We start from the raw sequence: 26,797 nt of genomic DNA, 5'->3' as shown, positions 1-26,797 counted from the left end.
TTTTTTAAGGGAATAGATAATTTATGATAAATGTGCAAAAAATTTCTCAGGGGAAACAACTATCTGATGCTGAAGTATCAGTGCTAGAATTTCTATTTGAAAATAAAAATCGTATTTTAAAATTAGGTGTTAGAGGGGTTGCAAAAGAAAACTTTACTTCAACATCAACAGTTATGAGACTATCTAAAAAATTAGGCTATAAAGGATTTGTCGATATGTACTATAAATTATTTGGCAATGGTCTAATGAATGATGATATTCAGATAAAAAATCCGCTAAATCATACAGAAAGATATGAAGTATCAAATAAATTACATCAGAGTGTGAAAGATTGCGCAAAGCACATTACAGAAACAGAAGGCCTTATCTATGTTTATGGTTCTGGTTTTATGGGTATCATGGCAGAATATTTATCAAAGAAATTTCTTGGCTTGGGTGTAAAACTGATTTTTTCAAATGGCGATGATTCTATTGGCGTTTTTGAGAATAATTTAGATAGTATTAAAATGCTTATATTGTTTTCACGGAGTGGTAAATCAAAAAACATTGTAAATAGATTGCAAACTGCTAATGAAAATTCAATATATACAGTTGGGTTTACTAATATGACAGATAGTTACCTATCTCAAAATGCTGATTGTGCTATCAAAATTGAAGATGACCAAAGCTATGATGACCGTAATCAAAAACCGACTATGTTTTATGCACGTATCATTGAAATGATTGAGTTATTAGTTTATGAATACCAATTGCTTAATCTATAAAAGATAATTTTATAAAAGGTAACAAGTTTTAAATGTTGGAAACAGGTGTTTATATGGCTTGTAAGCGTATACACTTGTTTTTTTATGCATTACAGTATAGACATACTTAAGTTCGAACTAGTAAAGAGGAGTGTTATAAGGAGGAGGAATATGAAAGACAGAATCATGGGGGCAATGCAAAGCTTTTCAAAAGCTATGTTTACTCCAGTATTAATCTTACCAATCGCAGGTATTTTAATTGCTATTGGTAATTTGTTTACAAATGCTCGCTTATTAGCGGTATTACCATTTTTAGATAACCCATTTACAAAGGGATTTGGAACAATTCTATCAGGTTCGTTAGTAACCATTTTACAAAACTTAGGAATTATTTTCTGTGTTGGTATTGCATTAGGATTGGCAAAGAAGAAGCGTGCTGAGGCTGGATTTACTGCTTTATTAGCATATTTTGTATTTATTAATGCAATGAACAAATTTATGGGCCTAACTGGAGTATTACTAAAGGATGCACCTTCACTGGCGGGTACAGGACAGACAATGGTTTTAGGTGTACAAGTGCTAGATATGGGTGTATTCCTAGGTATTATCCTAGGTGTTGTAACTGCATTAGTTCACAATAAGTTTATTGATACCGAATTTAATAATGCATTCCAAATTTATGGTGGTGCAAGATTTGTATTTATTGTATTAATTCCAATAGTCGTTTTATTAGCAATTATATTTACATATGTTTGGCCATTTTTCCAAGCTGGTATTGATGCATTAGGATTATTTATTAATCACGCAGGCAATTTTGGAATCTTCCTGTATGGTACACTCGAACGTTTGTTAATTCCAACAGGATTACATCACTTAGTATATACACCATTCTTATATACGAAGTTAGGTGGTATTGCTGAAGTGGGTGGTAAAGTTCTTGAAGGTTCTAGAAATATCTATTTTGCGGAAATTGCTGATACATCTGTAAAAGTATTATCAAAATCTGTGGTATGGGATGCACGCGGATTATCAAAGATGTTTGGTCTTATTGGTGCATGCTTAGCAATGTATCACACAGCCAAAAAAGAAAATAAAGGTAAGATCAAGGCTATCTTAATTGCTGCTGCATTTACTTCATTTATCGCAGGTGTAACAGAACCTATTGAATTCTCGTTCTTATTCGTTGCACCAATCTTATTTGTCGTACATGCATGCTTAAGTGGTCTAGGTATGGTTGCATTTAATGTATTAAATGTTCGAGCAATTGGTCCAAATGGTTTCATCGATTTCTTGTTATATAACTTACCTTTAGGTATTACAAAAACTCATTGGCCAATGTACATTGTTATTGGTATCGTAGAATTCTTTGTTTATTACTTTATTTTCCGTTTCTTAATCCAAAAACTTAATCTTAAGACATTAGGTCGTGAAGATGATGAGAAAGATATGAAGTTACATTCAAAGGCTGAGTATAACGAAAAAGTTAAAGGTGAGAAAGAAGTGGCAGCAAGTTCCGATAAATCGGAAAAGAAAGGAATTGATGCTGGACTAATCATTAAGTGCTTGGGTGGCAAAGATAATATCGTAAAAGTTGATAGTTGCTTTACAAGATTAAGATTAGTAGTTAAATCTTCGGAAGAAATTGATGAAGAAACTCTTAAATCAAAAACTGGTGCATTTGGTGTAGTAAAAGAAGGAACTACTGTACAAGTTATCTATGGTATGAAAATTAACGCTGTTAGAAAAGCAGTTGAAGAGAAATTAGGAATCGGAGAGTAATTATGAGTGATAAGAAATTTAATGTAGTTATTGCAGGTGGAGGAAGTACATATACTCCAGGTATCGTAAAAATGATGCTTCAGCATACGGATATTTTCCCACTAGAATCTATTACTTTATATGATAATGATGCTGAACGTCAGAGTATTTTAGGAGAGGCTCTAGAGATTGTTATTAGAGAAGACGCACCTGAGATTAAATTTTCTTATACAACAGATCCTGAAAAAGCATTTAGTAACAAAGATTTTTGCATGGCACATATTCGCGTTGGAAAATATGCAATGCGAAAACTTGATGAGCAAATTCCATTGAAGTATGGAGTAGTTGGTCAAGAAACATGTGGACCTGGTGGAATTGCATATGGTATGCGGTCTATCACTGGTATGTTAGAAATTATTGACTATATGGATAAGTATTCACCAAGTTGTTGGATGCTTAATTATTCTAATCCTGCTGCAATTGTTGCAGAAGCCTGTCGTGTATTGAGACCTAATTCCAAAGTCATTAATATTTGTGACATGCCTGTAGGGACACGTCGTAGAATGTCCTATATAGTGGGGAAGAAATATGAAGATCTTGATGTTCGTTATTTTGGTTTGAATCACTTTGGATGGTGGACAAGTGTCAAAGATATTCATACTGGTGAAGATTATTTGCCTAAATTATTAGAATATGTTTCTAAAAATGGATATTTAACACAAAAAGCAATTGATACACAGCATATGGATGCTTCATGGCAAGCAACGCATAGAAAAGCTGCTGATTTAATGAAGGTTGAGCCAAAATTCTTACCAAATACATATTTAAAATATTATTTATATCCTGATTATGTTGTGGAACATTCTGATATCAATCATACGCGTGCGGATGAAGTTATTGAGGGTCGAGAAAAGACAGTTTTTGACGCAGCTAAGGAAATTGTAAAAAAGGGTACTGCAACAGGTGGCGAATTCGAAGTGGATAACCATGCAGAATTTATCGTATCTTTAGCAAGAGCTCTTGCATTCAATACACATGAGATTATGCTGTGTATTGTTGAAAATAAAGGTTCAATTGAAAACTTTGACGATGATGCAATGGTTGAAGTTCCATGTATCGTTGGACATAATGGACCAGAGCCACTATCACAAGGGAAGATTCCGAATTTTGAAAGAGGTTTAATGTATGAGCAGGTTTCAGTAGAAAAACTTGTTGTAGAGGCTTATATTGAAAAGAGTTATCTCAAGTTATTGCAGGCTATTTCTTTATCAAAGATGGTTCCTAGCGTAGATGTTGCGCAAAAGATTTTAGATGATCTTATTATTGCAAATAAAGAATTCTGGCCTGAATTACATTAAAAAACTTGTAAAAAACTGAATAGAATTAGGGAAGGTCAATGACCTTCCTTTTCATATTAAAAATCAACTCTATGTTTCCATAGAGTTGAATGTATATGGTTATCTAGGACCGCCAAATCCACCTTGGCTTGGTTGTCCACCTGGGCCTTCGCCACCTTCCATCATGGAGTTGGTAATTGATGTGACTTGTGTTCCATTTACGATAACTGTTCCACCGTTTAATGAAGCAGTTAAATCGAAGTCGAATGCAAACTGTGCTGTGATATTGATATATCCACCATTGATAGTTAATGTACCGTTTGCATCAAGAGCATCTGTATCACCCTCAGCCATTGTGATGTCTAAGTTACCACCATTAATTTCTAACTGTACATCATAGTTTGTAGCTTTTTCGGATGCGTTGATACCATCATCTGTAGCGTAGATTTTGATTGTGCCATCGTTAATCTGTACGTAAGTACCTTCAATTCCTTCAACAGCATTAATATCAAATGTACCTCCATCAATCTCTGTGATACTTGTACCTTGGATACCATCATCTTCGGAGTTGATTGTGAAGTTACCACCAGCGATATATACATATCCTGTTGTTAGATCATCTTCATTTTCAGAATGGAAACCATCCTTTGTTGCGTTGATATTGAATGTACCATCTGCTACACGGATACTGTTAAGAGCTTTGAATCCATGCTTTGTTGTATTGACATTGTATGTACCGCCAGTCACCTTTAAATCGCTATTAGAAGCGATGCCATTTGCGGATGAATCGATATTTAGGGTACCTAAACCATTAAGTGTAATATTTGTTTTTGCAAAGATAACTGCATCAATGTCATTTCCATCATCTTCAGTAAATTCGCCAGTAACTTTTAAGTTATTTGTGGAGTTTTGTGTAGTTGTCACATAGACGTTTTTCGCATTGACTGCATATACAGTTGGCTTATTTGTATTTGTGATAGATACGTTATCAAATACAAGATGTACTTCCGCATCTGCAGAAGCGTTAACGATTACCGTGGAATTCTTTGCTGTACCGGTTATAACATAAGTGCCGGCTGTATCGATAGTAACATCCTTACCATCTTCTAAAGTTATCTTCTTTGCGTTAGTTGTATCGACAGTCTGTGTAAGATCTGTTTGTGTAAACATATTTGATGTATCTAAAGGAGAATTCTTTGAATAGTTCAGAGTAGTATTTTTTCCCGTAGTCGTTGTTGTAGAAGTATTTGCAGTTGTAGTAGGTGTTATTGTCCCGTTATCTGCTTGCTTGTTGCAACCGGCTACTGTTAAGCCAAGAGCTAGGATTGGTACAATTGCTAATCTTTGAAATAGTTTTGTTCCGTTCATTTCTGTTATAATCTCCTTTGGTTGTTCATAATATATCGGTGGTATGTGAACATCATATGAACAAGACGTGATGGTTTTCTAAATATAGCATGCTATATAAAATCTTTGTTAAGATTGTAAATCTATCTGTTTCGTTGTGATAGAGTAGGCAAAATAGTATAATTAGTACATATTAATGAGCGTTATTTTGAAAGAAGGAGTGAGTGATGAGAATTGGATTTCTAACAAATGCATATCCGTTTGATAAGCAAAGTCAGATTTCATCCTTCTATCAATGGGTAAAAGAGAAACAGCAAGAAGTTATCGTTATTGCTTGTTTTAGTGATAGCTATGTATATGATAAAAAGAGTAATGTTTTATCATTACCATTTAAGAATTTAAATGATGTGATGGAATTGGGAGAGTTTCATTTTGATCTTCTACAAGCAACATTTGATGACCCGCTTATCAATCTCTGTAAGACACAGTTAAAACTTCCTGTATTTGAAAAAGAAATTCTTCAATGTAACTTTAATGATGTATTCAAAAAATATCAGGATGCTTTAGAATCGTATTGTATTTGTAGCGTAGACTTACAGAAGAAATACGTAAAATTAGTGATACAATTAAATCCAACTTTATCAAAAGAAATCAAGATAACGCTAGATGATTATATGCAGTATGGGTTAAGAAAAGGTATTGCAATTACCAAAGAACAGTTGCATAGCTTTGAAGAACATATTGATTCTGAACAGTTATATCAAAGATGCTTGCGCAAACTATCATTAAAAGATAGGACAATTTATGAAATGCGTAAATGGCTAAAAGAAACGGAACTTGTGGAATTTCAAGAAGTGAATGCTTTGATTGATAAGCTAATTCAAAAAGGATATCTTGATGATGAAAAGTTATGTATGGAGCAAATACAGGCACTATCTAATAGTCTGTATGGTCCAAAGCAAATTATCTCCAAGTTAAAACAGCGTGGTGTGAAGGAGGATTGTATTCTTGCATGCATGGAACAGTCTAAACTCAAGGAATATGAATTTGCACTAGCATATGCCACAAAGGCTTTAAGACAAAGTCAGAAGTCATCAGTTACAAAGACGAAGAATACGATTCGTAATAAACTGATGACAAGAGGGTATTCAAATAATACAATCGAAAAAGTTGTATCGGAATTAGATTATTCCTCAAATAAAGAAAATGAAGATGTACTATTAGAGAAGTTAGTTAAGAAAGCTATGAAACGATATGAGAGAAAATATCGTGGATATGATTTAAAGACACGTATCTATCGCTATTGTTTAACACAAGGATTTCATAGCGAAGATATTAATGCAGTGATGGATAGAATGGAGTGGAGTCATGACGAAGATTAATGAATTTGAAGTAGGTAAGAGATATGTTTTGCCACTATTAATAAAAGATGTAAAGAATGGTACAACAAATAAAGGGGCTCAATATCTATCTCTTGTTGTACAGGATAGTTCAGGTACCATTGATGGCAAGTTTTGGGATGTCAAACAAGAAGATAAAAATATTGTCCAAGTTGGTTTAGTACAAGAAGTAAGTTTTGAAGTATTAGACTATAATCATAACTTACAGATACGTATCAATCGTATTCAGCCATTAGATCAATCTACAGTGAATATGAGTGACTTTGTTATCTCGAGTGCACAAAGTGAAGAGGAACGCAGTCGTAAACTTCATGAGATTTTAGATTCTATCAAGAATGAGGTATATCGTAAGTTAGTAAAGGGAATGTTAATTCATGCGGGAAGAAAGTTCATTGAGTATCCAGCAGCTTCACAAATTCACCATAACTACTTAGGTGGTCTAAGTGAACATTCCATTAGTATGGTTGAAGTATGCCAGATGCTATGTGAGCACTATCCACAATTGGATTATGACTTATTAGTTTCAGGTGCGTTAATACATGATATTGGTAAGACAGCAGAGATGAGCGGTGCGATTGCAACAGAATATACTTTAGAAGGAAAACTAGAAGGCCATATTTCCATTGCAAACGGTTGGTTAACAGAAGTAGCTGCTAAGGAACATCTAGAAGACTGTGAAGAGACAATCATGTTACATCATATGATTCTTTCACATCATGGGAAGATGGAATTTGGCTCTCCAGTATTACCAAAACTTCAAGAAGCTGAAGTTTTATATTTGGTAGATAACTTAGATGCGCGTTTGAATATGTTAAGTCAGGCTTTCTCATCAATCAAGCCAGGCACATGGACACCAAAATTATTTGCGTTAGAGAATCGTCAATTCTATAAACCGAAAGGAAAGGAATAAACATGGATTTACGTTTAGTAGCAGTTCAAATTGTTCGTAAAGCATTAACTGCAGTAGGTCGTGGTGGTTCCTTACCAGGACGATTAGCACTAAAAATGGATTCTCGCTTCATTGAGAAATTCCATATGCCTAAGCATGTGATTCTTGTAACAGGGACAAACGGTAAGACAACTACATCAAATCTTATCGCAAAATCACTCATGCAAGCAGGTTTGAAGGTAATTAATAATAGTCGTGGTGATAACTTGAATGTAGGTATTGCTACATTATTAGCAGCTAGCTCTGATGCAGACTTCAATGTACAAGCCGACGTGGCTGTTATTGAAGTCGATGAATTAACATTATATCGTCAATTTAAATCGTTAAGACCAACGGCACTTGTAGTTAATAATTTCTTTCGTGATCAATTAGATCGTGCAGGAGAGATGGAAACAATTATCCGTAAGATTGAAGAAGTAACAGAAGACTTTGAGGGAGATCTCATTATGAATGGAGATGATCCTAATGTAGTTCGTATCGCTGAAAATGCAAAGAAAGCGAAAGTACATTACTTCTCAGTTGGTGAAAATGAGGTATCACAAAAGACCACTAATGAAGCTAGTGAAGGTAAGTTCTGTCCACATTGTGGTGCACGGCTAGTCTATGAGTATTACCAATATTCACATATTGGAAGATTTGCTTGCCCATCCTGCCAATTTGGAAAGATTACGCCATATACATATGTCTCAGAAATTGATTATCAAAATCAGACGTTCACAGTAGATGGTGTAAAGTATCATTCCTTTATGAATACAATCTATGCAATCTATAACTGTGCAGTTGTACTAACAGTGATGCGTTTATTGGGTTTAGATTTACAAGCGGCTAATACAGTATTTAAAACGTTCTCTATGAAGGAAGGACGTAATGAAGTATTTGTGCTCAGTAAACCATCTGTATTAAATCTAATAAAGAATCCAACTGGTGCAAATGAAGTAATGAAGTATATCGTTAGCCAAGAAGGTGATAAGAATATCGCTATCTTCTTAAACGATAATGACCAAGATGGTAGAGATATCAGTTGGATTTGGGATGCACATTTTGAACGTCTTAATAAAGAGAATATTCATACGATTGTATGTTCAGGAACACGTGCATATGATATGGCTTTGCGCTTGAAGTATGAAGGTTTAGAAGACCATATTCAGGTCATTGAAAACTTTGAAGAAGCGATCAAGTATATCGATAAAGCAGATAGGGATAGTTATATTCTTTCTACATATACTGCTTTACATGTTGTGCGTAGCATCTTAAAGAAGGAGGCAAGATAATCGTGGAATTAAAGATTTTATGGATGTATCATGACCTCATGGACCTTTATGGAGATAAGGGTAATATTGAAACTCTACGCTATCGCGCAAGTAAGCGTGGCATAAATGTCGTTGTTGATACTTGTACATTACAAGAAGAAAGAAATATTGAAGATTATGATATTTTCTTCTTGGGTGGTGGAGCAGATAAAGAGCAGACACTTATTTATAAAGATTTACTAGCACGTAAAGAATCCATCTTAAAGGCAAAAGAAAGTGGTACTGCATTCTTATTAATTTGTGGTGGATATCAATTGTTTGGTCAATACTACTTAGATCAGGATGGCAAAAAGATTGATGGCTTGAGTATTTATGATTACTATACAGAAAGCAGTGATCGTGATCATCGTTGTATTGGTAATATTATTGTCGAAGCAAAGATTGGCGATAAGCAGGTTACTGTTGTAGGATTCGAAAATCATGGTGGTCAAACAAAAGCTGTATCCAATCCATTTGGTAAGGTGATAGTTGGACATGGAAATACATACAAAGGTGGATATGAAGGCTATATGGATGCAAAGACAATCGCAACCTACATGCATGGACCACTATTGCCAAAAAACCCAGCAATCGCTGATGAAGTCATTCTACGTGGTTTAAATCGTAGATATGTTGTAGAGCATCTAGAAACATTACAAGATATACTGGAAAATGCGGCACATGATGCAATGTTAAAACGATTGAATGTAAAGTAATAATGGTGTGATTATGGATGAGTGTGCATTAGATTATTTAGATTCATATAAAAGACTAGATCAATTATGTAGAGATATGTTTAGAAGTAAAGATGGTGTTACAGAATACATCAATCAAATGGATAGGGTAATTTCTCGCATCAATTCGAAACAAGATTGGCGAGATTTCTATTCAAGATTAAAATATCAGCGCCGATTACGAAATAATCTTGTACATAGTACAGAATGTTCAGAGTGTACTGAGGAAGATATTGATGAAATTGAATATTTCTTTGAATTAATACTAAAACAAGAAGACCCTCTAGCATATATTCGTAGACAACAAGCATTAACTAAAAAAGCATCGATCGAAACGAATCGTTATGGTTCGTATCATCCGATAGAACAAACCGAAAAAAGTCTTTTTGAAAGAAGATATCGTACAAATGAAAAGAGTATTTTCGGATATTTCATTTATATAATTATTTTCGTTGTAATTATGGTATTAATTTTCACACATATTTTATAAATCCTCTAGATATATTGAAAAAGGGCATTAGGCGAGACTGCTGAAAAAGTCCTTCAATTAAAACCTCACAAAAAACAGTGAGGTTTTCATTTAAATACTTCAAACTAGCGGCTAGTTATGCTATAATATAGCTGTGAGGTAAGGACTATGAGATCTAAAAATGACAAAGCCAAATATGATATGGATTACCAGAAAAGCAAGATGACAAGAGTAACTGTATGGTTTAATCTTGATAAGGATAAAGATATTGTTTCATGGCTGGACAAATCCAAAACATCTAAATCTGAGATCATAAAAAAAGCACTGAGAAATGAAATGAATCGCAGCGAGAATAACTTATGATCAAGCAGGAAGGTATGATTCTCAGTCCCTATATCGATCTTTACGGCATGATCATTCCAAAAGATCACGAGCTCCGGCAGCTGAATGAGCTCGTGGATTTCAGCTTTGTAGACGATCTTCTGAAACACACATATACTTCCAGCAACGGCAGACCAGGCTACAGGCCACAGGTCATGTTCAAATATCTTATGCTTAAGCGAATGTATGAGCTTTCTGACAGAGATGTTGTAGAAAGAGCCCGTACAGACATGGCATTCAAATATTTTCTTGGTCTTGCACCCGAAGAAGATGTAATTGAATTTTCAAGTCTTACCAAGTTCAGAAAACTGCGCCTGAAAGATGAATCCGTCATAGATGCCCTGATTTCAAAGAGCGTACAGATAGCGATGGAGAACGGAATCAAACTGTCTAAAACAATTATTGTTGATTCCACGCATACAGAAGCCAGATATGGAACAAAAAGTGCACGAGAATACCTTCTTGAAGTTTGTAAAAATCTCAGAAAGAAAGTATACAGCGTAAATGAAGAATATGTGAAACAGATGCCTAAGAAACCGGACAACAACAGAATCGGGCTGTATGAAGAAGTAGTTGATTACTGCGAAAAAGTATATAAGTTGGTTGATGGTGATAACAGTTTAAAGGCATATAAGTACATACAGGAAAATATGAATCTTCTCCGTGAAACGCTGGATGATGTAAATGAAGAGCTGACCTACTCTAAGGACAGTGATGCCAAGACGGGGCACAAAACTGCAGACACAGAATTCTTTGGGTATAAGACACATATCGCAATGACTCCAGAAAGAATTATTACAGCTGCTGCTGTCACTTCTGGAGAGAAGCACGATGGAAAGGAACTTGCATCTTTAGTAGACAAGACGGAAGCTAACGGAATAGATGTTGACAATATTGTCGGAGATGGAGCATATTCTGAAAAGGAAAATATAGAGTATGCAAATGAAAATGAAATCAACCTTGTATCGAAGCTAAGCAAAACAGTATCATCCGGGAACAGAAAAAACGCCCTTGACGGAGAATTCAGCTACAATAAAGACGCAAAAATGTATGTATGCCCAGCAGGACATATGGCAATTCATAAATCTAAAACTGGTGTGAAAGATCCAAATAAGCCACAGCGTGAATCCTACTTTTTCGATGTAAAAAAATGTATTCAATGCCCGCTGAGAGAGAAATGTGGATATAAAGAAAATCAGAAAAGCAAAACATATAACATCACAGTAAAGATGAGTAAAATTCATCAGGACCATCAGGATAAGCAACAGACAGAATATTATCAGGAACTGGCTGGTGAACGTTACAAAATAGAAGCTAAAAATGCTGAGCTGAAAAAAGAACATGGATATGCACATACTATATATGCAGGAATGAACGGGATGATGCTTCAGGCAGGTGTCACCATTTTTGTGGTGAATTTAAAAAGAATATTGAAGCTGAAAAAAGATAGATAAGCAAAAATATATTGATAAAAACCAAACAAAAACAGGTATATACCTCAATTTTTTTCTGAAATTTGTGAATATACCTGTTTTCATTCTGATTTGTAAACAATTTGATTAAATCTCGTTTATGACTGATACTTTTTCAACAGTCTCGCTTAGGGGCCTTTTGATTTTGTCGAAATAAAAACCTATAGATAGCTATAGGTCAAAATGATTTATATAAATCTTTCTGTTGGTGTAAGAGTTCTTTAATTCTCTTAAATGTATCTTCTTCACCATTTTTTTGAATGTAGCGAAGAATACGTTCAAATAGATTGGCAGTAAGAGGGTGAAGATTTTGTTCATCGTTACTATTGAGGTAATAGTTTAGCGGTGATGCTTGTGTATATTGTTCTTTCTGATACACTTTACACGCTGCGATACGATCACAGATACTTTCAACAACATAGGTTTGTGGCATTTTGATAGCTTGCCATTTACCATCAATTTTATCCCACCAATATTCCCAATGGTGTTTGTTGCGACCTTTGTGATGAAGCCAACCTAATGAATAACCATTCAGTTCTTTCTCCCTTGTATAAGGGGAACGATAACCTTGATAATAACGAATACTAGGGATAAGCTCAGCAAACGAATATTTTGATAAATCATGTGTTAAACCCTGCTTATATAAACCGCACTGAAAGCAAAACTTTCTAACAAGACTTCGATGTTCACCAATTGTTTTTAGATGATGAAATGTTTTTTGGAGAAATGTTGGTTTATTATTTTTACTCATGCGACTATTTTAATCCAAGCGATGAAAACAGGCAAGAATATGCCCAAAACAAGGATGAACATGGTAAAATATATGTTAGGAGATTATAGAGAAATGAATCGTCATGACCAAAGAGAAAACGCAATGATTACGGTATATCAATACCTGATTGTTCAACGAGATATTCACGCACTTATCAATGATGTTTTTAAAGTTGATGAAAGTGAAATCGATCCATATTTTATTGATGTCATTAAGACATCAATTGCAAACGAAGATCGTTATCGAGAGTATATTGACTCAGTCTTAAAGAAGGGCTGGTCTTATGAACGTTTAGGCTTAATTGAGAAAGCAATCTTATTGAACGGATGTGCTGAATTTGATTTAAAGAAAACGGAGTCCGCTGTTATTATTGACCAATCTGTTCAGTTAGCAAAACGTTATTGTGACTCTGATACATATAAGTTAGTAAACAGCGTATTAGATGTAATATGAGTAGACGTATTGTCCCTGTCAGTACTCTTGTAAATTACTTAAAGAAAGTAATGGACGAAAATCCAGTCTTACATGGAGTCATGATTGAGGGGGAAATTTCTAATATACGTATGCCTTACAGTGGACACTGGTATTTTTCACTGAAAGATGATCATGCGACTTTAAAGTGTGTAATGTTTTCTTCAGCAAATCAGAAGTTAGGATTCAAGCCTGAAAATGGAGATAAAGTTGTATTAAAGGGTGACGTTAGTGTCTATGTTGTAGATGGTAGTATGCAGATGATTGCGACCAATATGGAGCGTAGCGGTATTGGGCAATTGTATCAACAGTTTGAATTATTAAAAAAGAAGTTAAGTGATGAAGGATTGTTTGATGTTAGATATAAAAAACCACTGCCTGCATATCCAATGGATATCGCTCTTGTGACCGGCAATAATACCGCCGCAAGAGAAGATGCTTTAATTACATTAAAGAAACGTTGGCCTATCGCAAAACTAACCGAATATCCAGCTCCTGTACAAGGTATGGATGCTGCCCCAAAAATCATTACAGCTTTACAAGCTGCGGATGATGGAAATCACCAAGTTATTATGCTAGTACGTGGTGGAGGATCTATTGAGGATTTATGGTGTTTCAATGATGAAACACTCGCTAGATATATTTTCCAGATGAAAACGCCAATTGTTACTGGCATTGGCCATGAGATTGACTTTACATTAGTTGATTTTGTGTCTGACTATCGTGCTAATACTCCAACAGGCGCAGTAGAAGCTACCGTTCCTGATATACAAGAGGTTCTAGCAACTTTACAGAATAGTAGAAGTCGTTTAATGAATGCAATGCGTAATACATTCATGCATGCGAAGAAACGATTTGTTTATAACGCAAGTCAACCAGTGCTTGCTAAGCCAGAACGTTTGTATCGTGATTATATTACTCGCTTGGATTATTTGGCTGAAAAACTTATACGTTTTCAAGAACTTCCAAAGGATAAACGCCATGAATTGAATGACAAGTTTCACCGCTTTTCTCAATTGATACGAGAGCGTTCTGCAGCATTACATGAATCAATACAAGAAGATAAACAAAGATTGTTAATGTACGCAAAGCAATCTGTTCAATCAAATAAGAATTTACTTATTCAATATCAATCGCAAATGAAACATACATTAAGTATTACCGCTGATGATAGAAGAACAAAGTTAGAAAAGAATATGTCTTTATTAAATGCATATTCACCACTATTAGTATTAAATCGTGGATATAGCGTCACTTATAAAAATAACAAAGTTGTCAATACAACAGATATATTAGAGATTGGTGATGAAATTAATATACGTTTAGCGGATGGTACAGTAGGTGCTATCGTTCAAACAAAGGAGGTCAGTCATGCCAACAAAGGATAAGTCATTTGAAGAATCAATGAACCGATTAGAAGAAATTATCAATGATCTTGAAGAAAATGAAAAGCCTTTAGATGAAACCATTACACTATTTGAAGAAGGTCTTCAATTAGTGAAAGCTTGTGATACAAAGTTAAAGAAGTTTGAATCACAAATCAATGATGTAATTCGTAAAAATGGAGAGAATGACAATGCAAATTGAGTTGCTTCTGGAAAACTACATAAAATCTCTTCCAGATAGTACAACGAAATCTGCGATGCTTTATTCATTAACCGCTGGAGGCAAACGAATTCGTCCACAGCTTCTCTACACTGTTTTAAAGGGGTACAGTGTTAATCCGGAAATCGGCGATCCATTTGCTTGTGCATTAGAAATGATTCATACATATTCTCTGATACATGATGATTTACCGGCGATGGATAATGATGATTTACGTAGAGGTTTGCCGACATGTCATAAGCAATTTAATGAAGCAACTGCAATTTTAGCTGGTGATGGACTATTAACATACGCATTTGAAATTGCGGCCGGTTCAAACGAAGCTAGTGGTACAGTGCTAAAATGTATTTCTATACTGTCTAAGATGGCTGGACCTAGCGGAATGGTATATGGGCAGCAGCTAGATTTAGAAGCAGAATATAAAGAAATTGATTGGGATATGCTTCAAAGAATTCATGAACATAAGACGGGTTGCTTACTAACAACACCTCTCTTAATAGCATGTACACTTGCTAAACATGAAGAAGATATTCCTACATGGAAGAAGATAGGATTTTCACTTGGTCTAGCTTTCCAAATTCAAGATGATATTTTAGATATCGAATTAACTGCGAAAGAATTTGGTAAATCAAATTCTGATCAAAAGAATCATAAGGGGACTAGTGTTTCGATTTTAGGAATTGAACGCGCTAAAGAAGTGATGAACGACTTATATCAAACTGCGATTGAAGAAATTCAGACATTAACTGGATTTGAATCTGCAGAATTATTGGAATACGTTTGTCAAATCCAACAACGTCGTAAGTAGGAGATATATTCTATGGAATTAAATGAAATTCGTGACCCCGCATTTCTAAAAACTTTAAATAACAGTCAACTAAAAGACCTAGCTGAACAAATTCGTAAATTTTTAATCTACTCTTTATCTAAGACAGGTGGACATCTAGCTAGTAATTTAGGAATTGTTGAATTAACAATTGCATTACATTATGTATTTGATTCACCAAAAGACAAGATTATTTTTGATGTAGGCCATCAATCATATGTACATAAAATTTTAACCGGTCGTGCTGATCGTTTTTCGACGTTGCGTCAATATAAGGGCATATCTGGTTTCCAAAAACGTAGTGAAAGTATACACGATGTCTGGGAAGCTGGGCACAGTTCTACGTCACTTTCTGCCGCATTAGGTATGGCTGTTGCTAGAGATTTAAACAAAGAGAATTATAGTATCATTCCAGTCATTGGTGATGGTGCTATTAGTAATGGCTTATCTTTGGAAGCACTAAACGAAATTGGTGTTGAAAAACGCAATATTATTATTATTTTTAATGATAACAATATGTCTATCTCAAAAAATGTCGGTGCCATGAATGCAGGTTTTTCAAAGCTACGCACATTAAAAGGTTACAATACATTTAAGTCATCTTTAAAGCGTTCATTATCAGGCAATCCAATTGGTGATGCGCTATATAAAGGTTTAAAGGTAGTCAAGGATTCTATGCGTGAAGCTGTTATTGATGGTGGTATTTTTGAAGAATTTGGCCTTGATTATATGGGACCAGTCGATGGACATAATATTCATGATTTAATTCAAGTTTTAGAAACTGCAAAGCATCATAGTGGTCCGACTTTAATTCATGTTATGACAAAAAAGGGGAAAGGTTATTCTCCGTGTGAAGAGGATAGTGAGGGGCATTGGCATGGTGTAGGTCCTTTCAATATCGAAACTGGCAAACCATTACATGAAGTGCCTTGTGGTTTTAGTGCGTGGGGGCCATTTATGAGTCATTGTGTTGCGGAGTTTGCACAGAATGATAAAGACATTGTTTCATTAACTCCCGCAATGATCAATGGTAGCGGTATGGGTGTTTTGTTTGCTAAGTATCCAGAGCGTAGTTTTGATACTGGCATTGCGGAAGAACACACAGCGACTTTCGCTGCAGGTCTAGCAATTTCTGGTATGAAGCCATATATGTGTATCTATAGTTCATTCTTACAGCGTGCATACGATGAAATTAACCATGATATTTGTCGTATGGATTTGCCGGTTGTTATTGGTGTAGATCATGCTGGACTTGTTGGAGGAGATGGTGAAACACATCAAGGAATATTTGATATTGGTATTCTATCCGGACTACCTAATATGATTATTTCCCATCCGAAAGATGCACAAGAAGCTAAGGACTTGTTATATACAGCTTTTAATCAAAATCATCCTTTTGCAGTTCGATTCCCTAAGGGTGAAGTAAAAACATCTGCTGTATGTAAAGCAAATTTAATTCCGATTGGACAGTGGGAACTATTACATGATTCACCTGAAAATAAAGTGGCTATTATCACTTATGGTGATATGGTAAATAAGTTATTAGATAAGGTAATGTCTAATAATCTTCCAGTAACAATTGTAAATGCACGTTATATCAAGCCGCTCGATCAAGAGATGATTATGTCTCTTGTAAAGCGTAAATTAAAGCTATTTGTCTATGAACAGGATTATAAGACAAATGGCTTAGGCTCATTGATATTACAATATCTAAATGAGTCAGAGATTTGTCTTCCAATCAAGATTTACGGATTGCCTGACAAGTTTATACCACAAGGAACAAGCGCACAGCTACGAAAGGAATATCACATTGATATGAATACCTTCTTAGCTGATGTACAACAATATTTGTAGGAGAACGTTATGCTGAAACACCTGTATATCAAAAACTTCATACTTATTGATGAACTAAATCTGGATTTTAAGTCTGGGTTTAGCGCATTTACTGGTGAAACTGGTGCTGGTAAATCAATTATGCTAGATGCCATTTCAATTTTATGCGCAGAGCGTGCAGGTGCTTCTTATATTTCAAAGGGAAAAGAGAAATCTATCATTGAGGGTACTTTCGATTTATCCCATAACAAACATGCATTAGAAGTATTAGCAGATGCGGGTTTAGAAACAAATGAAGATGTAACTTTCACACGCGAACTATTATCTTCAGGTAAGTCTGTCATTCGTATCGATCATCGCATTGTAACATTATCTCTGGCAAAAGATATACTACGTGATGAGATTGATATCCACGGTCAAAGAGATACTGCGTATTTGTTAAATACTACTAATCATATTCGATTACTTGATACTTTCTTGCAAGTAGAGGAAGAACTACAACAAGTAAAAGATTCCTATCAAGCATATTCAAAACTATTAAAAGAAAAAGAAAAAGCTCTCCAGAATGAATTTAATGAAAATGATTTAGAATACTTTCAATATCAAATTCAAGAAATTGAACAAGCTGATTTAAAAATTGGCGAAGATGAGGAACTTGCCGAAAAGGAAAGAAAGTATAAACAAATCAAAAATTCACTTGATAAATACAATCAAGTCTTTTCACTATATGAAGATAGCTTAGCTGATTCTTTATATGATTTGCAAAAACTATGTTCAAATTTAGGAAATGATGAAAAAACAACTGCAATTCAAACCTCTATTTCTGATGCATACTATTCTATCTCCGATAGTATTGATGAACTTCATAAGCTTGTTGGTGAATATGATATGGATGAAGAAGAAATTAATGAGATGGAAGAACGTCTCTTTACAATTCAAAAGTTAAAGAGAAAATATGGAAACTCCATTGAACAAATTCTTGCTCAACAAGAACAACTCAAGCAACAAGTGCAGATATTTACACATCGCAAAGAGTTTATTGAGCAGATGGATAAAAAGATTGAAGCTGCGCACATTACATATCAAAAGAATGCTTCTAAGTTATCTAAGATTCGTCAAACACGTGCAAAAGAATTGGATGATGCAATTCTTATCAATCTAAATGAACTCATGTTACCAAATGCATGCTTTAAAACAGTGTTTACAGGCTGCAGTCCTAGTGAGCATGGAAATGAGAATGTTGAGTTTATGATTTCCATGAATAAAGGGGAAGTGCCAAAGTCTCTTGTAAAAACTGCATCTGGTGGTGAACTAAGTCGTTTGATGCTTGGTTTAAAGGTTATCTTTACAAAACTACAAGGTATTCAAACTGTTATCTTTGATGAGATTGATACTGGTGTAAGTGGTCCAGTTGCAACAGCAATTGGTCAAAAGATGAAGGCGTTATCAAAGTCATGCCAAGTCTTTGCGGTAACACACTTAGCACAGGTAGCAGCTTGTGCTGATACACATTATTTTGTATCGAAAGAGGACCAGGATAATAAAACAATTACGCATGTTAGTGAACTTGATGAGAAAGGACGTATCAATCAACTTGCATTAATTTCGAGCGGCAGTATTACAGAGCTTTCTAAGAAAGCTGCACAAGAACTCTATCGGAGAAATCATAGCTGATGTATCACGTTTATTTTCATATTGATTTAAATGCATTTTTTGCAAATGCGGAAGTACTATTAAATCCAGAATTAAAAGGACAACCAATCGTAATTTCTGGTGCTACCAGACGTAGCGTTGTATCTACTGCAAGTTATGAGGCACGTACATATGGTATTCATAGTGCGATGCCTGTCAGTGAAGCACAGAAGCTTTGTAGAGACTTGATTATCGTAGAGGGACACTATACCTGGTATCGCAATCTTTCAGAACGTTTCATGGAGATTGTACGTTCCTACACAAATCTTGTAGAACAAGCATCGGTTGATGAATGCTATGCAGATATGACAGAGGCAATTAAAAAATTTGAAAAACCTTTAGACCTTGCATGGTCTTTACAAAAACAAATCTATAACGAACTAGGATTAACTTGCTCTATTGGTGTTGCTCCGAATATGTTTTTAGCTAAGATGGCGAGTGATATGAAGAAGCCGAATGGTATTACTGTTCTTCGTATTCGTGATATTCAAGAAAAGATGTGGCCTCTACCAATCAAGGATATGCGTGGTATCGGAAATAAAACAGTTCCATATATGCAAGAAATTGGTGTCCAAACGATTGGTGATTTAGCAAATTATAAAGATATCGCTAATCTAAGAGAATTATTAGGGAAAAATACAGATGATTATATCGAACGGGCTAATGGTATTGATCATCGTGAATTAGAAACGGAATGGGATGCAAAATCGATGGGCATTTCAGAGACGCTATTAGAAGATATTAATGAATATGAAGAATTAGCTGGATTAATTAGAACACTAGCCAGAACGCTCTCAAAGCGTCTTAAAAATGCAAGCAAAATAGGTAGTTCTATTCATATTCGAATTTGTTACTATGATTTTAGAAATATAACTCGTGCCATGAAGTTATCTGCACCAATTTGGCGTGCTGATGAGATTTATAATGCAGCTATTGCGTTGTTTGAAGATAACTGGGAAGAGGGGGAAGCGGTACGCTTACTCGGTATTACAGTGGGTGATTTTGCGGATGAAAATTATATCTTGTCACAGCTGAATTTATTTGATGAAGCTGCAGCATTTAAAGCGGAGACAAAAGATATTATTAACGATTTAAATGATATGCTTGGATTAAAAAAAGCATTTGTAAGAGCCAGTAATCTTTTAAAGGAGAATACCCATGAAGATTCATGACGCATTTATAGAATATTTCACAAATATCAAAATTAATGAAGGTAAAAGTAAGCGTACGGTATCTTCTTATACAAATGATTTAAAGCAATATATGCAGTTTTTAGATGAACAAGGTATTACTAATACAAAGAAGATAAAACCAGAATTAATTGAAGAGTTCATAGCAAATCAAAGTGAATATAAAGCATCTACATCATTAGCAAGAATGACAGCTGCCATACGTTCATTTCACCAATTTATGACAATGATGCATGATGAACCTGACCCAAGTTTAAATTTACAGGTACATAAAGGGCCTAAAACATTACCTATATACTGTACAGTGGATGAAATAAAGCGTTTAATGCAATCCTTCGATGATACAAATATCCAAGATAATTTAGATCATACATTGCTAGAAACGATTTATAGCTGCGGTTTACGTGTATCTGAAGTATGCAATCTTACAATTAATCGTGTAGATCTTGATACAGGAAAAATTCGTGTACTTGGAAAGGGGGATAAGGAGCGCATTGTTCCAATTCCTAAGGGTAGCATTCCACTTCTAAAACAATATATTTCGATTACTCGTGCTAATTTAATTCAGAAAAAGACAAATATATTCTTTCTGAATCGATTTGGTCGTAAGATTACTAGTAAGTATGTAGAACTTTTATTACAGCGTAAATGTGTTGAACTTGACTTTAAGAAGCATATTACACCTCATAAGCTAAGACATAGTTATGCAACACACATGTTACAAGGTGGTGCTGACTTACGGAGTATTCAAGAGATTCTTGGCCACAGTAATATTCAAACGACGGAAATCTATACGCACGTACAAAATAAACAATTGTTTGATGCATATAATAATTTTAATCCATTAGCTTCACAAAACTTAGAGATTTCAAAGAAGAAGGATAAGGATGAGTAAGTAGCTAACAAGATACTCATCCTTTTATAATTATTTAAATCGCATAACATACATTACATGTATAAATTTAATTAGTACTAACTTAGAAAGGCGGAAGATATGGAGAATAAAGTTGTTGTAGAGATTGAGAGAGAATTTGTAGATAAAGGTGAGAAACATTATACAAATTATTATCTTCTAGTTCCGAAGCATAACGGTGAAGTTAAGCGTTTAAGTTTATTTAAGCTTGATAGTTATGCTAAGGAATTTATTGGCGATTATTTCGATTTAAATAAGTAGTTGAAAGGGTAGAGAAATGAAAAGGATATTTGTTATTACGTTAGCGTTATTAATAGGTATTGAACTTGTTTCTCTACCTGTTTTTGCAGATAACGATGGTTATGTTATTCCGTTTGATTCTATAGATGCGTATGCTTATTTTGATTCTAAAGGTTTAACTAATCATGCTACTGGTGTTGGTGTTTCTGGTCAGACGATACAGGGGGGTACTTATTCGCTTTATTGTGATTCTAAGTCAAGTGTAACTTCAAATTTCTCTTGTCGTTTTATTCAGACAGGTACACAGGTAGCACAGTCTACAGATAAATTTGTAGCTCAATTGCCATCTATTAGTGGTAACTGGCGATACACAGGTACATATGATCCTAAAGCTTTTTTGTCTTTTAATGATTATGATAACTATGTTTATCTTGAATTTTTATCTAGTAGACAAGTTTGGTCTAACGTCTATATAGGGCGTGAAACTAAAGGTGTTATGAGTAATGTTGAATTACTTTTTTCACAGTATGTTATGTCTGCTTCTAGTACTCCTATGTTTCACTACGCATACAGGTTTAAACCAGGTGAACGTATTTTCTCAATTGATTTCCCAGATTTTGCAGATATAAAAGATTTGATTGTTGTTCCTGTACTTTTAAAACAGGAAAAGCAGTTAACAGATCTGGAGCGTTCTCGTTTTGGACTTCCTACATCTTCAGTTAGTGCGATTAATGATTTTAAGGCTACAACTGTTAAGAAGTTTGATGAGTTAATAGCTCTAATGGGTGGTTATGCTAATGATCCAAAGTTAAAAGAATCGTTAGGGTTAGTTGATAACACTCGTTCTCAATTTGATAATACGTCTAATCAGCTTCATGATACTGAGCAACAGTTTAGTAACGATTTGAATAACAATCTTGGGAAGATTGATACTAAACCTAAGTTATTCACAAATTCAAAGTTTATAAATTCGATGAAGTTTGTATCTGATACGTATACGAAGTTAGTTGTTAATACACCATTCGAGCATGTTTTGATGTTCTGTCTTACGTTAGGTATTGCATTGGTTTTAATCGGTAAACTTAGAAATAGGTGATATATGTTAGATTTTCTTAAAACGTTTGTTGATACGCTTGGTTCTCTTCTTACATTTATTTTCAATGCTATTTCTTCATTAGTTAATTTAATTTCTAAGTTGCCGTCATTCGTTTTGTTTTTGACTAATAGCGTTGCTTTAATGCCTATGATTTTAATTCCATTTGTGTTAGCTGCTATTAGTATTTATGTTATTTTATTTATTCTTGGGAGAAATTGATATGGCTGAAGCTTTAGAACTTTTGTTCCAGATTTATTTTAAATTTGTAGATTTCATTTTTGATAAGGCACAAATTTTTAATGGTGTTACTTTAGGTTGGATTGCTCTTAGTGTTTTGATTTTCGGAGTTCTCATTCGTTCGTTGATGGCTGTTCCTAGTCGTTCCCAGGGGCATACATTCAGAGGTGATAAGGATGAGTGATACAGGATGCACAGTTACATTTGATGGTGACCAGGGCGGTACTTACTTTGTAGATTGTGACAAAGTAAAGTTTATAAACGATAAGGATTTAACTAATACTTCTTCAGGTCATATCTATCTGTATAAAGATAAGAATTACAATCATACGATTATAACTTTATCGCCTAGTGTTTATGCTAGTTATTACTTCACTAACGGTTACTCATCACAGACACGTTATATAACGAATGCTACAAATATTCGTTTTAATGCAATGTCTAATGTGTATCGCAATTTAGATTATATTTACTTGTTTGTTTCGTTTATTGTTTCAGTTTATTGCTTGTTCAAAATGTTAAGGGGGTTTGTAAGATGATAGATCAAGTTATGGTGTTCCTGGGAAAAAATGATTATCCGTTTTTGAGTCAATTTTTATCTGTAGTTGTTCTTACTGTGATTGTTCTTGTAGCTCTTAATATTCTTCAATCTACGCTTTTCTGGGTAGGTGGGAAACGATGATACAAGTTGTTAATTTCATTTTTAAGCTTATGTCAGATTGGTTAGCTATTGTTATATCGTCTTGGTTATTGAGTATATTCGTCTTATTTAGTGTTATTGCATTAATTGTTAATTTAGTTGTTAATAGCACTTCTAATAAGTCATAGAAAGGGGGAAAGTATGGAAGCGTTACTTGCTAGTATTGCGTTAGTTGCTGCTGAAATTTTTAAGTATGTAGGAACTATTGCTACAACAATCACTACAACACCATTATTACTACTTACAGTAGGTTTCTTGGTAGTTGGTGGTGCTGTTGGTATTTTCGGTCGTTTATTATCTAGAAATTAGTTAGGAGGTTATTTATGGGAGGTGAAGCTGTTAACCCTATGGTCGAATTGTTAAAGTCAATTGCTTTAATTGCTAATGCGATTTTTGCATACGTTGGAACGATTGCAAGTACGATTACGAGTACTCCGCTATTGTTACTTACTGTTGGTTTCTTAGTTGTAGGTGGTGCTGTCGGTATATTTGGTCGCTTGCTTTCACGTAACTAAGTAGAAAGGTGGGAGCTTAATTGCTCCCTTTATTTTATGGAAATTAGTTTAATTGTTAATTTTGTTATCAATGCTATTAAGATGATTTATACGTCTAATTTTGTTGTCATTTTCTTTTGCTTTGTGTTAGTTGATTGTTTATTTTCTTTTGTTACCAGGAAGTTAATGTGATGATTAAATTTATTGTAATTTTGATTTTATCAATGTTCTTGTTTCTAAAGCTTACAGATAAGTATGTTAACCCTTATAAGTTAATAATGATTTTCGGAAAAAAGGGGAGCGGTAAAACAACTACACTTACAAAGATTGCTCTTAAAGAATTGAAGAAAAAAAGAAAAGTTTATTCAACTGTAGAAATCCCCAGCACATATCTTTTTAACACTGATGATATCGGAAATATGACTTTTGAGCCTAACTCAACTGTACTTATTGATGAAGTAGGTATGATTTGGGACAATCGAGATTTTAAAAATTTTAAATCACAGGTAAGAGATTTTTTTAAATATCAAAGACAGTATAAGTTGAAAATTTATTTGTTTTCTCAAACGTTTGATATTGATTTAAAGCTTAGAAATTTAACTGATGAAATGTATTTACTATCTAATTGTTTTCGTGTATTTTCTGTTGCCAGGAGAATTTCTAAAAAGATAACAATTAAGGAATGTGCTGATGGTACTAGTACTTTATCTGATACATATGAATTTTATCCGTTATTATTCGGTGGTTTAAAGTTTACTTTTATTCCTAGATATACGAGTTTCTATAAGTCTTATGATCCTAAGAAATTAGCTTATATCAATGGTACTTATCTTGAATTAAATGATGTCCAGAAACGTTATTTAAGTTCCCGGAAATGGTTGTTTGATAAATTTAAGATTGGTTTTATTAATGTTGTTGAATTTATAAAGCGCTCCGTGCGCCCACGCAGTCGCACAGGAGCGACGAAAAAGAAAGGATGTACTCATACTCATGTTTAGAATGATTAAGCCCTTAATGCGTTTATTTTTGCCCTTATTTTCGATTTTATATCATTTGTTAATGATACTTCTGTTTTTTGCTCCTAAAATTAAGAGATATGTTTCTTTTGGATATTATTTTTTTAGAAGATGGTGTTATTTATGATTTTTGAAGATAAAGGTTTTTTAGAGAAATTTTCTAATATTGGTTATCTTGTTAAGCATTTGCAGCATCTCAATTTATTAAGTGATTCGATTGTTGTTGTTACCAGTTCTGATAATGAATGTATGTATTGTATGTTCGGTTATAAAGATTTGCGATTACTTTTAGAACATTATAAGAATTCTAGTTACTTTTCTTGCCATCATTATTCAGTTTTTACTTATCGAGAGTATCCAGTTGATTTCTTTCAAATTTTGCTTTTTGATGATCTTCAATCTGTAGCACCTACTGTTTTTCTGTAGAAATCTTTAAAAAAATAATGATAAAACCGATAAGTTTTATCATAGTGCTTTAGCAATTTTTTTAAAGATTAGGCAAGCGGTAGCGCGCAAGAGTCGGCTATCTCTGCCGTAACAAAAATAGTGAGGTTCCTATTACTTGATATATACCTCACTATTCAAAGTCTCGATTGTATCAAATATAATTTTTTGGGGGGTCTATGCTATGTGAAAGAAGTCAAGTTGTTAAGTATTACGATTCACGTTTAACACTCTATTCTGATGGAAAGTTAGTTATACGTGATTATGATTCAGTCATACAGAAGATTGATGATGGCTTTGAAGAATTACCAGGAGAATTACCAGGAGAATTACCAGGAGAATTACCAGGAGAATTACCAGGACAATTCCCAGGACAATTCCCAGGACAATTCCCAGGAGAATTTCCAGGTGTTTCTCATTGCTCAAAAAAAGAACGTGATAAGTTTGGATCGTGCCGATTTGATAATCTTTTTAGAAGTCGAAAATTAGTTATTGATTTAGCATATGAAAATAAGGATATTTGGAAATCGTTTTTAACTCTTACATTTGCTGAGAACATAAAGGATATTGATTTTGCGAATAAGTGTTTCAATTCCTGGTTAACTTCTATTAGACAAGTTTTCCCAGATTTTTCTTATTTGTGCGTGCCAGAGTTCCAGAAGAGGGGAGCTGTTCACTATCATTTATTGTCAAATCTCGTAGTAGGGGGGGAGTTACTTCCTATTCAAAGTGAGAAAAAGAAAATGTATGATGTTCGTTTCTGGAAGTATGGTTTTACATCTGCTTTTGATTTAAAGCTTGCTGATGATAGATTTAATGTTTCTCTTTACGTATGCAAGTATCTTTACAAGGATATTGATAGTCGTTTATTTGGGCGTAAAAAGATAATGCATAGTCGCAATTTGAATTTACCTAAGGTTGCTACGATGTTGCAGAATAATGATTATGTCCAATCTGTATTAGCTCATATCATTGACGATAAAGAAATTACAGAGTTTACTTTTGAGTCAAGAAAGAAATTCCAGGTAGGTTTCAAGGAACAAACAGTATTCTTGACTGATGAAGAGATGAAGAAAATTGATTTTTTGTTTTAAAAAAAGTAATTGTATTTAAATTTAAATTTAGTATACTTAGATTATAGAAAGGAGATTATGCTAGATTGAAGAACTATTATCGCGAGTTCTTCACCAGTATTAAAGGCTTTATTAAATTTGCTCCGTTTCTTGATGAGTTAGGAATTAATAGAAGTGCCTTTTGTAGATTTTTAAAAAATGATAATTTTGACTATGAAGTTAGTACTAATAAATTATCAGATTTGAAATCATTAATTATTGAAAAATGTCAAATTTTACTGGTGAATTAAACAACTTCGCATAATGTATGTTATGC

At 34.1% G+C, this 26,797-nt stretch carries 31 protein-coding genes; 29 read left to right on the top strand and 2 right to left on the bottom strand.

The annotated features are described in order from the left end of the window. Positions 1-23 precede the first annotated feature (23 nt). The 3 genes from RGT18_RS07240 to RGT18_RS07230 all read left to right on the top strand — a co-directional run bounded on the left by RGT18_RS07240 (position 24) and on the right by RGT18_RS07230 (position 3,859). On the top strand, positions 24-764 hold the full coding sequence (locus RGT18_RS07240; RefSeq protein ID WP_051241026.1) for a MurR/RpiR family transcriptional regulator: 741 nt from the start codon (positions 24-26) through the stop codon (positions 762-764). A gap of 150 nt (positions 765-914) precedes the next feature. Then, on the top strand, positions 915-2,522 hold the full coding sequence (locus RGT18_RS07235) for a PTS transporter subunit EIIC (RefSeq protein WP_028078507.1): 1,608 nt from the start codon (positions 915-917) through the stop codon (positions 2,520-2,522). A gap of 2 nt (positions 2,523-2,524) precedes the next feature. Further along, a complete protein-coding gene (locus RGT18_RS07230) occupies positions 2,525-3,859 on the top strand; it encodes a 6-phospho-alpha-glucosidase (RefSeq protein ID WP_037404173.1) in 1,335 nt (444 codons plus the stop codon). 99 nt (positions 3,860-3,958) lie between these two features. On the opposite strand, the gene RGT18_RS07225 is transcribed toward RGT18_RS07230, so the two are convergent. After that, a complete protein-coding gene (locus RGT18_RS07225) occupies positions 3,959-5,206 on the bottom strand; it encodes a carbohydrate-binding domain-containing protein (protein ID WP_028078509.1) in 1,248 nt (415 codons plus the stop codon). 206 nt (positions 5,207-5,412) lie between these two features. On the opposite strand from RGT18_RS07225, the gene RGT18_RS07220 reads away from it, so the two are divergent. From RGT18_RS07220 to RGT18_RS07190, 7 genes are all read left to right on the top strand, one after another. Then, complete coding sequence (locus RGT18_RS07220; protein ID WP_028078510.1) at positions 5,413-6,567, top strand: regulatory protein RecX; 1,155 nt, start codon at positions 5,413-5,415, stop codon at positions 6,565-6,567. Continuing rightward, a complete protein-coding gene (locus RGT18_RS07215) occupies positions 6,554-7,495 on the top strand; it encodes a 3'-5' exoribonuclease YhaM family protein (protein ID WP_028078511.1) in 942 nt (313 codons plus the stop codon). The genes RGT18_RS07220 and RGT18_RS07215 overlap by 14 nt, the downstream gene beginning before the upstream one ends. A 2-nt stretch (positions 7,496-7,497) precedes the next feature. After that, on the top strand, positions 7,498-8,805 hold the full coding sequence (locus tag RGT18_RS07210; RefSeq protein WP_028078512.1) for a Mur ligase family protein: 1,308 nt from the start codon (positions 7,498-7,500) through the stop codon (positions 8,803-8,805). Between the two features lie 2 nt (positions 8,806-8,807). Continuing rightward, positions 8,808-9,539, top strand: a complete 732-nt coding sequence (locus RGT18_RS07205; protein WP_028078513.1) for a type 1 glutamine amidotransferase — start codon at positions 8,808-8,810, stop codon at positions 9,537-9,539. Positions 9,540-9,552: 13 nt separating this feature from the next. After that, complete coding sequence (locus tag RGT18_RS07200; RefSeq protein ID WP_028078514.1) at positions 9,553-10,047, top strand: DUF6548 family protein; 495 nt, start codon at positions 9,553-9,555, stop codon at positions 10,045-10,047. A gap of 147 nt (positions 10,048-10,194) precedes the next feature. Next, positions 10,195-10,389 (top strand): hypothetical protein, encoded by a 195-nt coding sequence (locus RGT18_RS07195; RefSeq protein WP_028078414.1) that lies wholly within the window; start codon positions 10,195-10,197, stop codon positions 10,387-10,389. After that, complete coding sequence (locus RGT18_RS07190; protein ID WP_028078919.1) at positions 10,386-11,861, top strand: IS1182 family transposase; 1,476 nt, start codon at positions 10,386-10,388, stop codon at positions 11,859-11,861. Before RGT18_RS07195 ends, RGT18_RS07190 begins: the two co-directional genes overlap by 4 nt. Before the next feature lie 196 nt (positions 11,862-12,057). On the opposite strand, the gene RGT18_RS07185 is transcribed toward RGT18_RS07190, so the two are convergent. Further along, the gene (locus tag RGT18_RS07185; RefSeq protein WP_028078630.1) at positions 12,058-12,630 is read right to left on the bottom strand and encodes a DUF5662 family protein; all 573 of its coding nucleotides are present in this window, start codon (positions 12,628-12,630) and stop codon (positions 12,058-12,060) included. Positions 12,631-12,690: 60 nt separating this feature from the next. On the opposite strand from RGT18_RS07185, the gene RGT18_RS07180 reads away from it, so the two are divergent. The 19 genes from RGT18_RS07180 to RGT18_RS07090 all read left to right on the top strand — a co-directional run bounded on the left by RGT18_RS07180 (position 12,691) and on the right by RGT18_RS07090 (position 26,771). Continuing rightward, complete coding sequence (locus tag RGT18_RS07180) at positions 12,691-13,104, top strand: transcription antitermination protein NusB (protein ID WP_157274566.1); 414 nt, start codon at positions 12,691-12,693, stop codon at positions 13,102-13,104. Beyond that, positions 13,101-14,510 (top strand): exodeoxyribonuclease VII large subunit, encoded by a 1,410-nt coding sequence (gene xseA, locus RGT18_RS07175; RefSeq protein ID WP_028078632.1) that lies wholly within the window; start codon positions 13,101-13,103, stop codon positions 14,508-14,510. Before RGT18_RS07180 ends, xseA begins: the two co-directional genes overlap by 4 nt. Beyond that, positions 14,494-14,709 (top strand): exodeoxyribonuclease VII small subunit, encoded by a 216-nt coding sequence (gene xseB, locus RGT18_RS07170; protein WP_006526490.1) that lies wholly within the window; start codon positions 14,494-14,496, stop codon positions 14,707-14,709. The genes xseA and xseB overlap by 17 nt, the downstream gene beginning before the upstream one ends. Continuing rightward, the gene (locus RGT18_RS07165; RefSeq protein ID WP_037404254.1) at positions 14,699-15,535 is read left to right on the top strand and encodes a polyprenyl synthetase family protein; all 837 of its coding nucleotides are present in this window, start codon (positions 14,699-14,701) and stop codon (positions 15,533-15,535) included. Before xseB ends, RGT18_RS07165 begins: the two co-directional genes overlap by 11 nt. A 12-nt stretch (positions 15,536-15,547) precedes the next feature. Beyond that, positions 15,548-17,407 (top strand): 1-deoxy-D-xylulose-5-phosphate synthase, encoded by a 1,860-nt coding sequence (gene dxs / locus RGT18_RS07160; protein ID WP_028078634.1) that lies wholly within the window; start codon positions 15,548-15,550, stop codon positions 17,405-17,407. A 9-nt stretch (positions 17,408-17,416) separates the two neighbouring features. Then, positions 17,417-19,060, top strand: a complete 1,644-nt coding sequence (gene recN, locus RGT18_RS07155; protein ID WP_028078635.1) for a DNA repair protein RecN — start codon at positions 17,417-17,419, stop codon at positions 19,058-19,060. Further along, positions 19,060-20,250, top strand: a complete 1,191-nt coding sequence (locus RGT18_RS07150; RefSeq protein ID WP_028078636.1) for a DNA polymerase IV — start codon at positions 19,060-19,062, stop codon at positions 20,248-20,250. Before recN ends, RGT18_RS07150 begins: the two co-directional genes overlap by 1 nt. After that, positions 20,237-21,163, top strand: a complete 927-nt coding sequence (locus RGT18_RS07145; protein WP_028078637.1) for a tyrosine-type recombinase/integrase — start codon at positions 20,237-20,239, stop codon at positions 21,161-21,163. The genes RGT18_RS07150 and RGT18_RS07145 overlap by 14 nt, the downstream gene beginning before the upstream one ends. A gap of 99 nt (positions 21,164-21,262) precedes the next feature. Beyond that, the gene (locus tag RGT18_RS07140; protein ID WP_028078638.1) at positions 21,263-21,442 is read left to right on the top strand and encodes a hypothetical protein; all 180 of its coding nucleotides are present in this window, start codon (positions 21,263-21,265) and stop codon (positions 21,440-21,442) included. Positions 21,443-21,458: 16 nt separating this feature from the next. Continuing rightward, positions 21,459-22,517, top strand: a complete 1,059-nt coding sequence (locus RGT18_RS07135; RefSeq protein ID WP_338175752.1) for a hypothetical protein — start codon at positions 21,459-21,461, stop codon at positions 22,515-22,517. A gap of 220 nt (positions 22,518-22,737) precedes the next feature. After that, entirely contained in the window at positions 22,738-22,938 is a 201-nt protein-coding gene (locus RGT18_RS07130; RefSeq protein WP_338175728.1) for a hypothetical protein, read from the top strand. Beyond that, complete coding sequence (locus RGT18_RS07125; protein ID WP_338175749.1) at positions 22,931-23,293, top strand: hypothetical protein; 363 nt, start codon at positions 22,931-22,933, stop codon at positions 23,291-23,293. Before RGT18_RS07130 ends, RGT18_RS07125 begins: the two co-directional genes overlap by 8 nt. Continuing rightward, complete coding sequence (locus tag RGT18_RS07120; RefSeq protein ID WP_338175748.1) at positions 23,290-23,436, top strand: hypothetical protein; 147 nt, start codon at positions 23,290-23,292, stop codon at positions 23,434-23,436. Before RGT18_RS07125 ends, RGT18_RS07120 begins: the two co-directional genes overlap by 4 nt. A gap of 159 nt (positions 23,437-23,595) precedes the next feature. After that, entirely contained in the window at positions 23,596-23,763 is a 168-nt protein-coding gene (locus RGT18_RS07115; protein ID WP_156022878.1) for a hypothetical protein, read from the top strand. A gap of 14 nt (positions 23,764-23,777) precedes the next feature. Further along, positions 23,778-23,969, top strand: coding sequence for a hypothetical protein (locus RGT18_RS07110; RefSeq protein ID WP_028078937.1), 192 nt, complete (start codon positions 23,778-23,780; stop codon positions 23,967-23,969). Between the two features lie 170 nt (positions 23,970-24,139). Further along, complete coding sequence (locus RGT18_RS07105; RefSeq protein ID WP_338175746.1) at positions 24,140-24,946, top strand: AAA family ATPase; 807 nt, start codon at positions 24,140-24,142, stop codon at positions 24,944-24,946. A gap of 141 nt (positions 24,947-25,087) precedes the next feature. Then, positions 25,088-25,390, top strand: coding sequence for a hypothetical protein (locus RGT18_RS07100; protein WP_338175744.1), 303 nt, complete (start codon positions 25,088-25,090; stop codon positions 25,388-25,390). Positions 25,391-25,587: 197 nt separating this feature from the next. Then, entirely contained in the window at positions 25,588-26,502 is a 915-nt protein-coding gene (locus RGT18_RS07095; protein ID WP_338175742.1) for a rolling circle replication-associated protein, read from the top strand. 65 nt (positions 26,503-26,567) lie between these two features. Continuing rightward, positions 26,568-26,771, top strand: a complete 204-nt coding sequence (locus RGT18_RS07090; RefSeq protein ID WP_338175740.1) for a hypothetical protein — start codon at positions 26,568-26,570, stop codon at positions 26,769-26,771. The last annotated feature ends 26 nt before the right edge of the window (positions 26,772-26,797 follow it).

The organism is Solobacterium moorei (assembly GCF_036323475.1).
Taxonomy (GTDB): domain Bacteria; phylum Bacillota_I; class Bacilli_A; order Erysipelotrichales; family Erysipelotrichaceae; genus Bulleidia; species Bulleidia moorei.
Note: the sequence above shows the minus strand (reverse complement) of the source record. Positions and strands in the feature narration are given on the sequence as shown.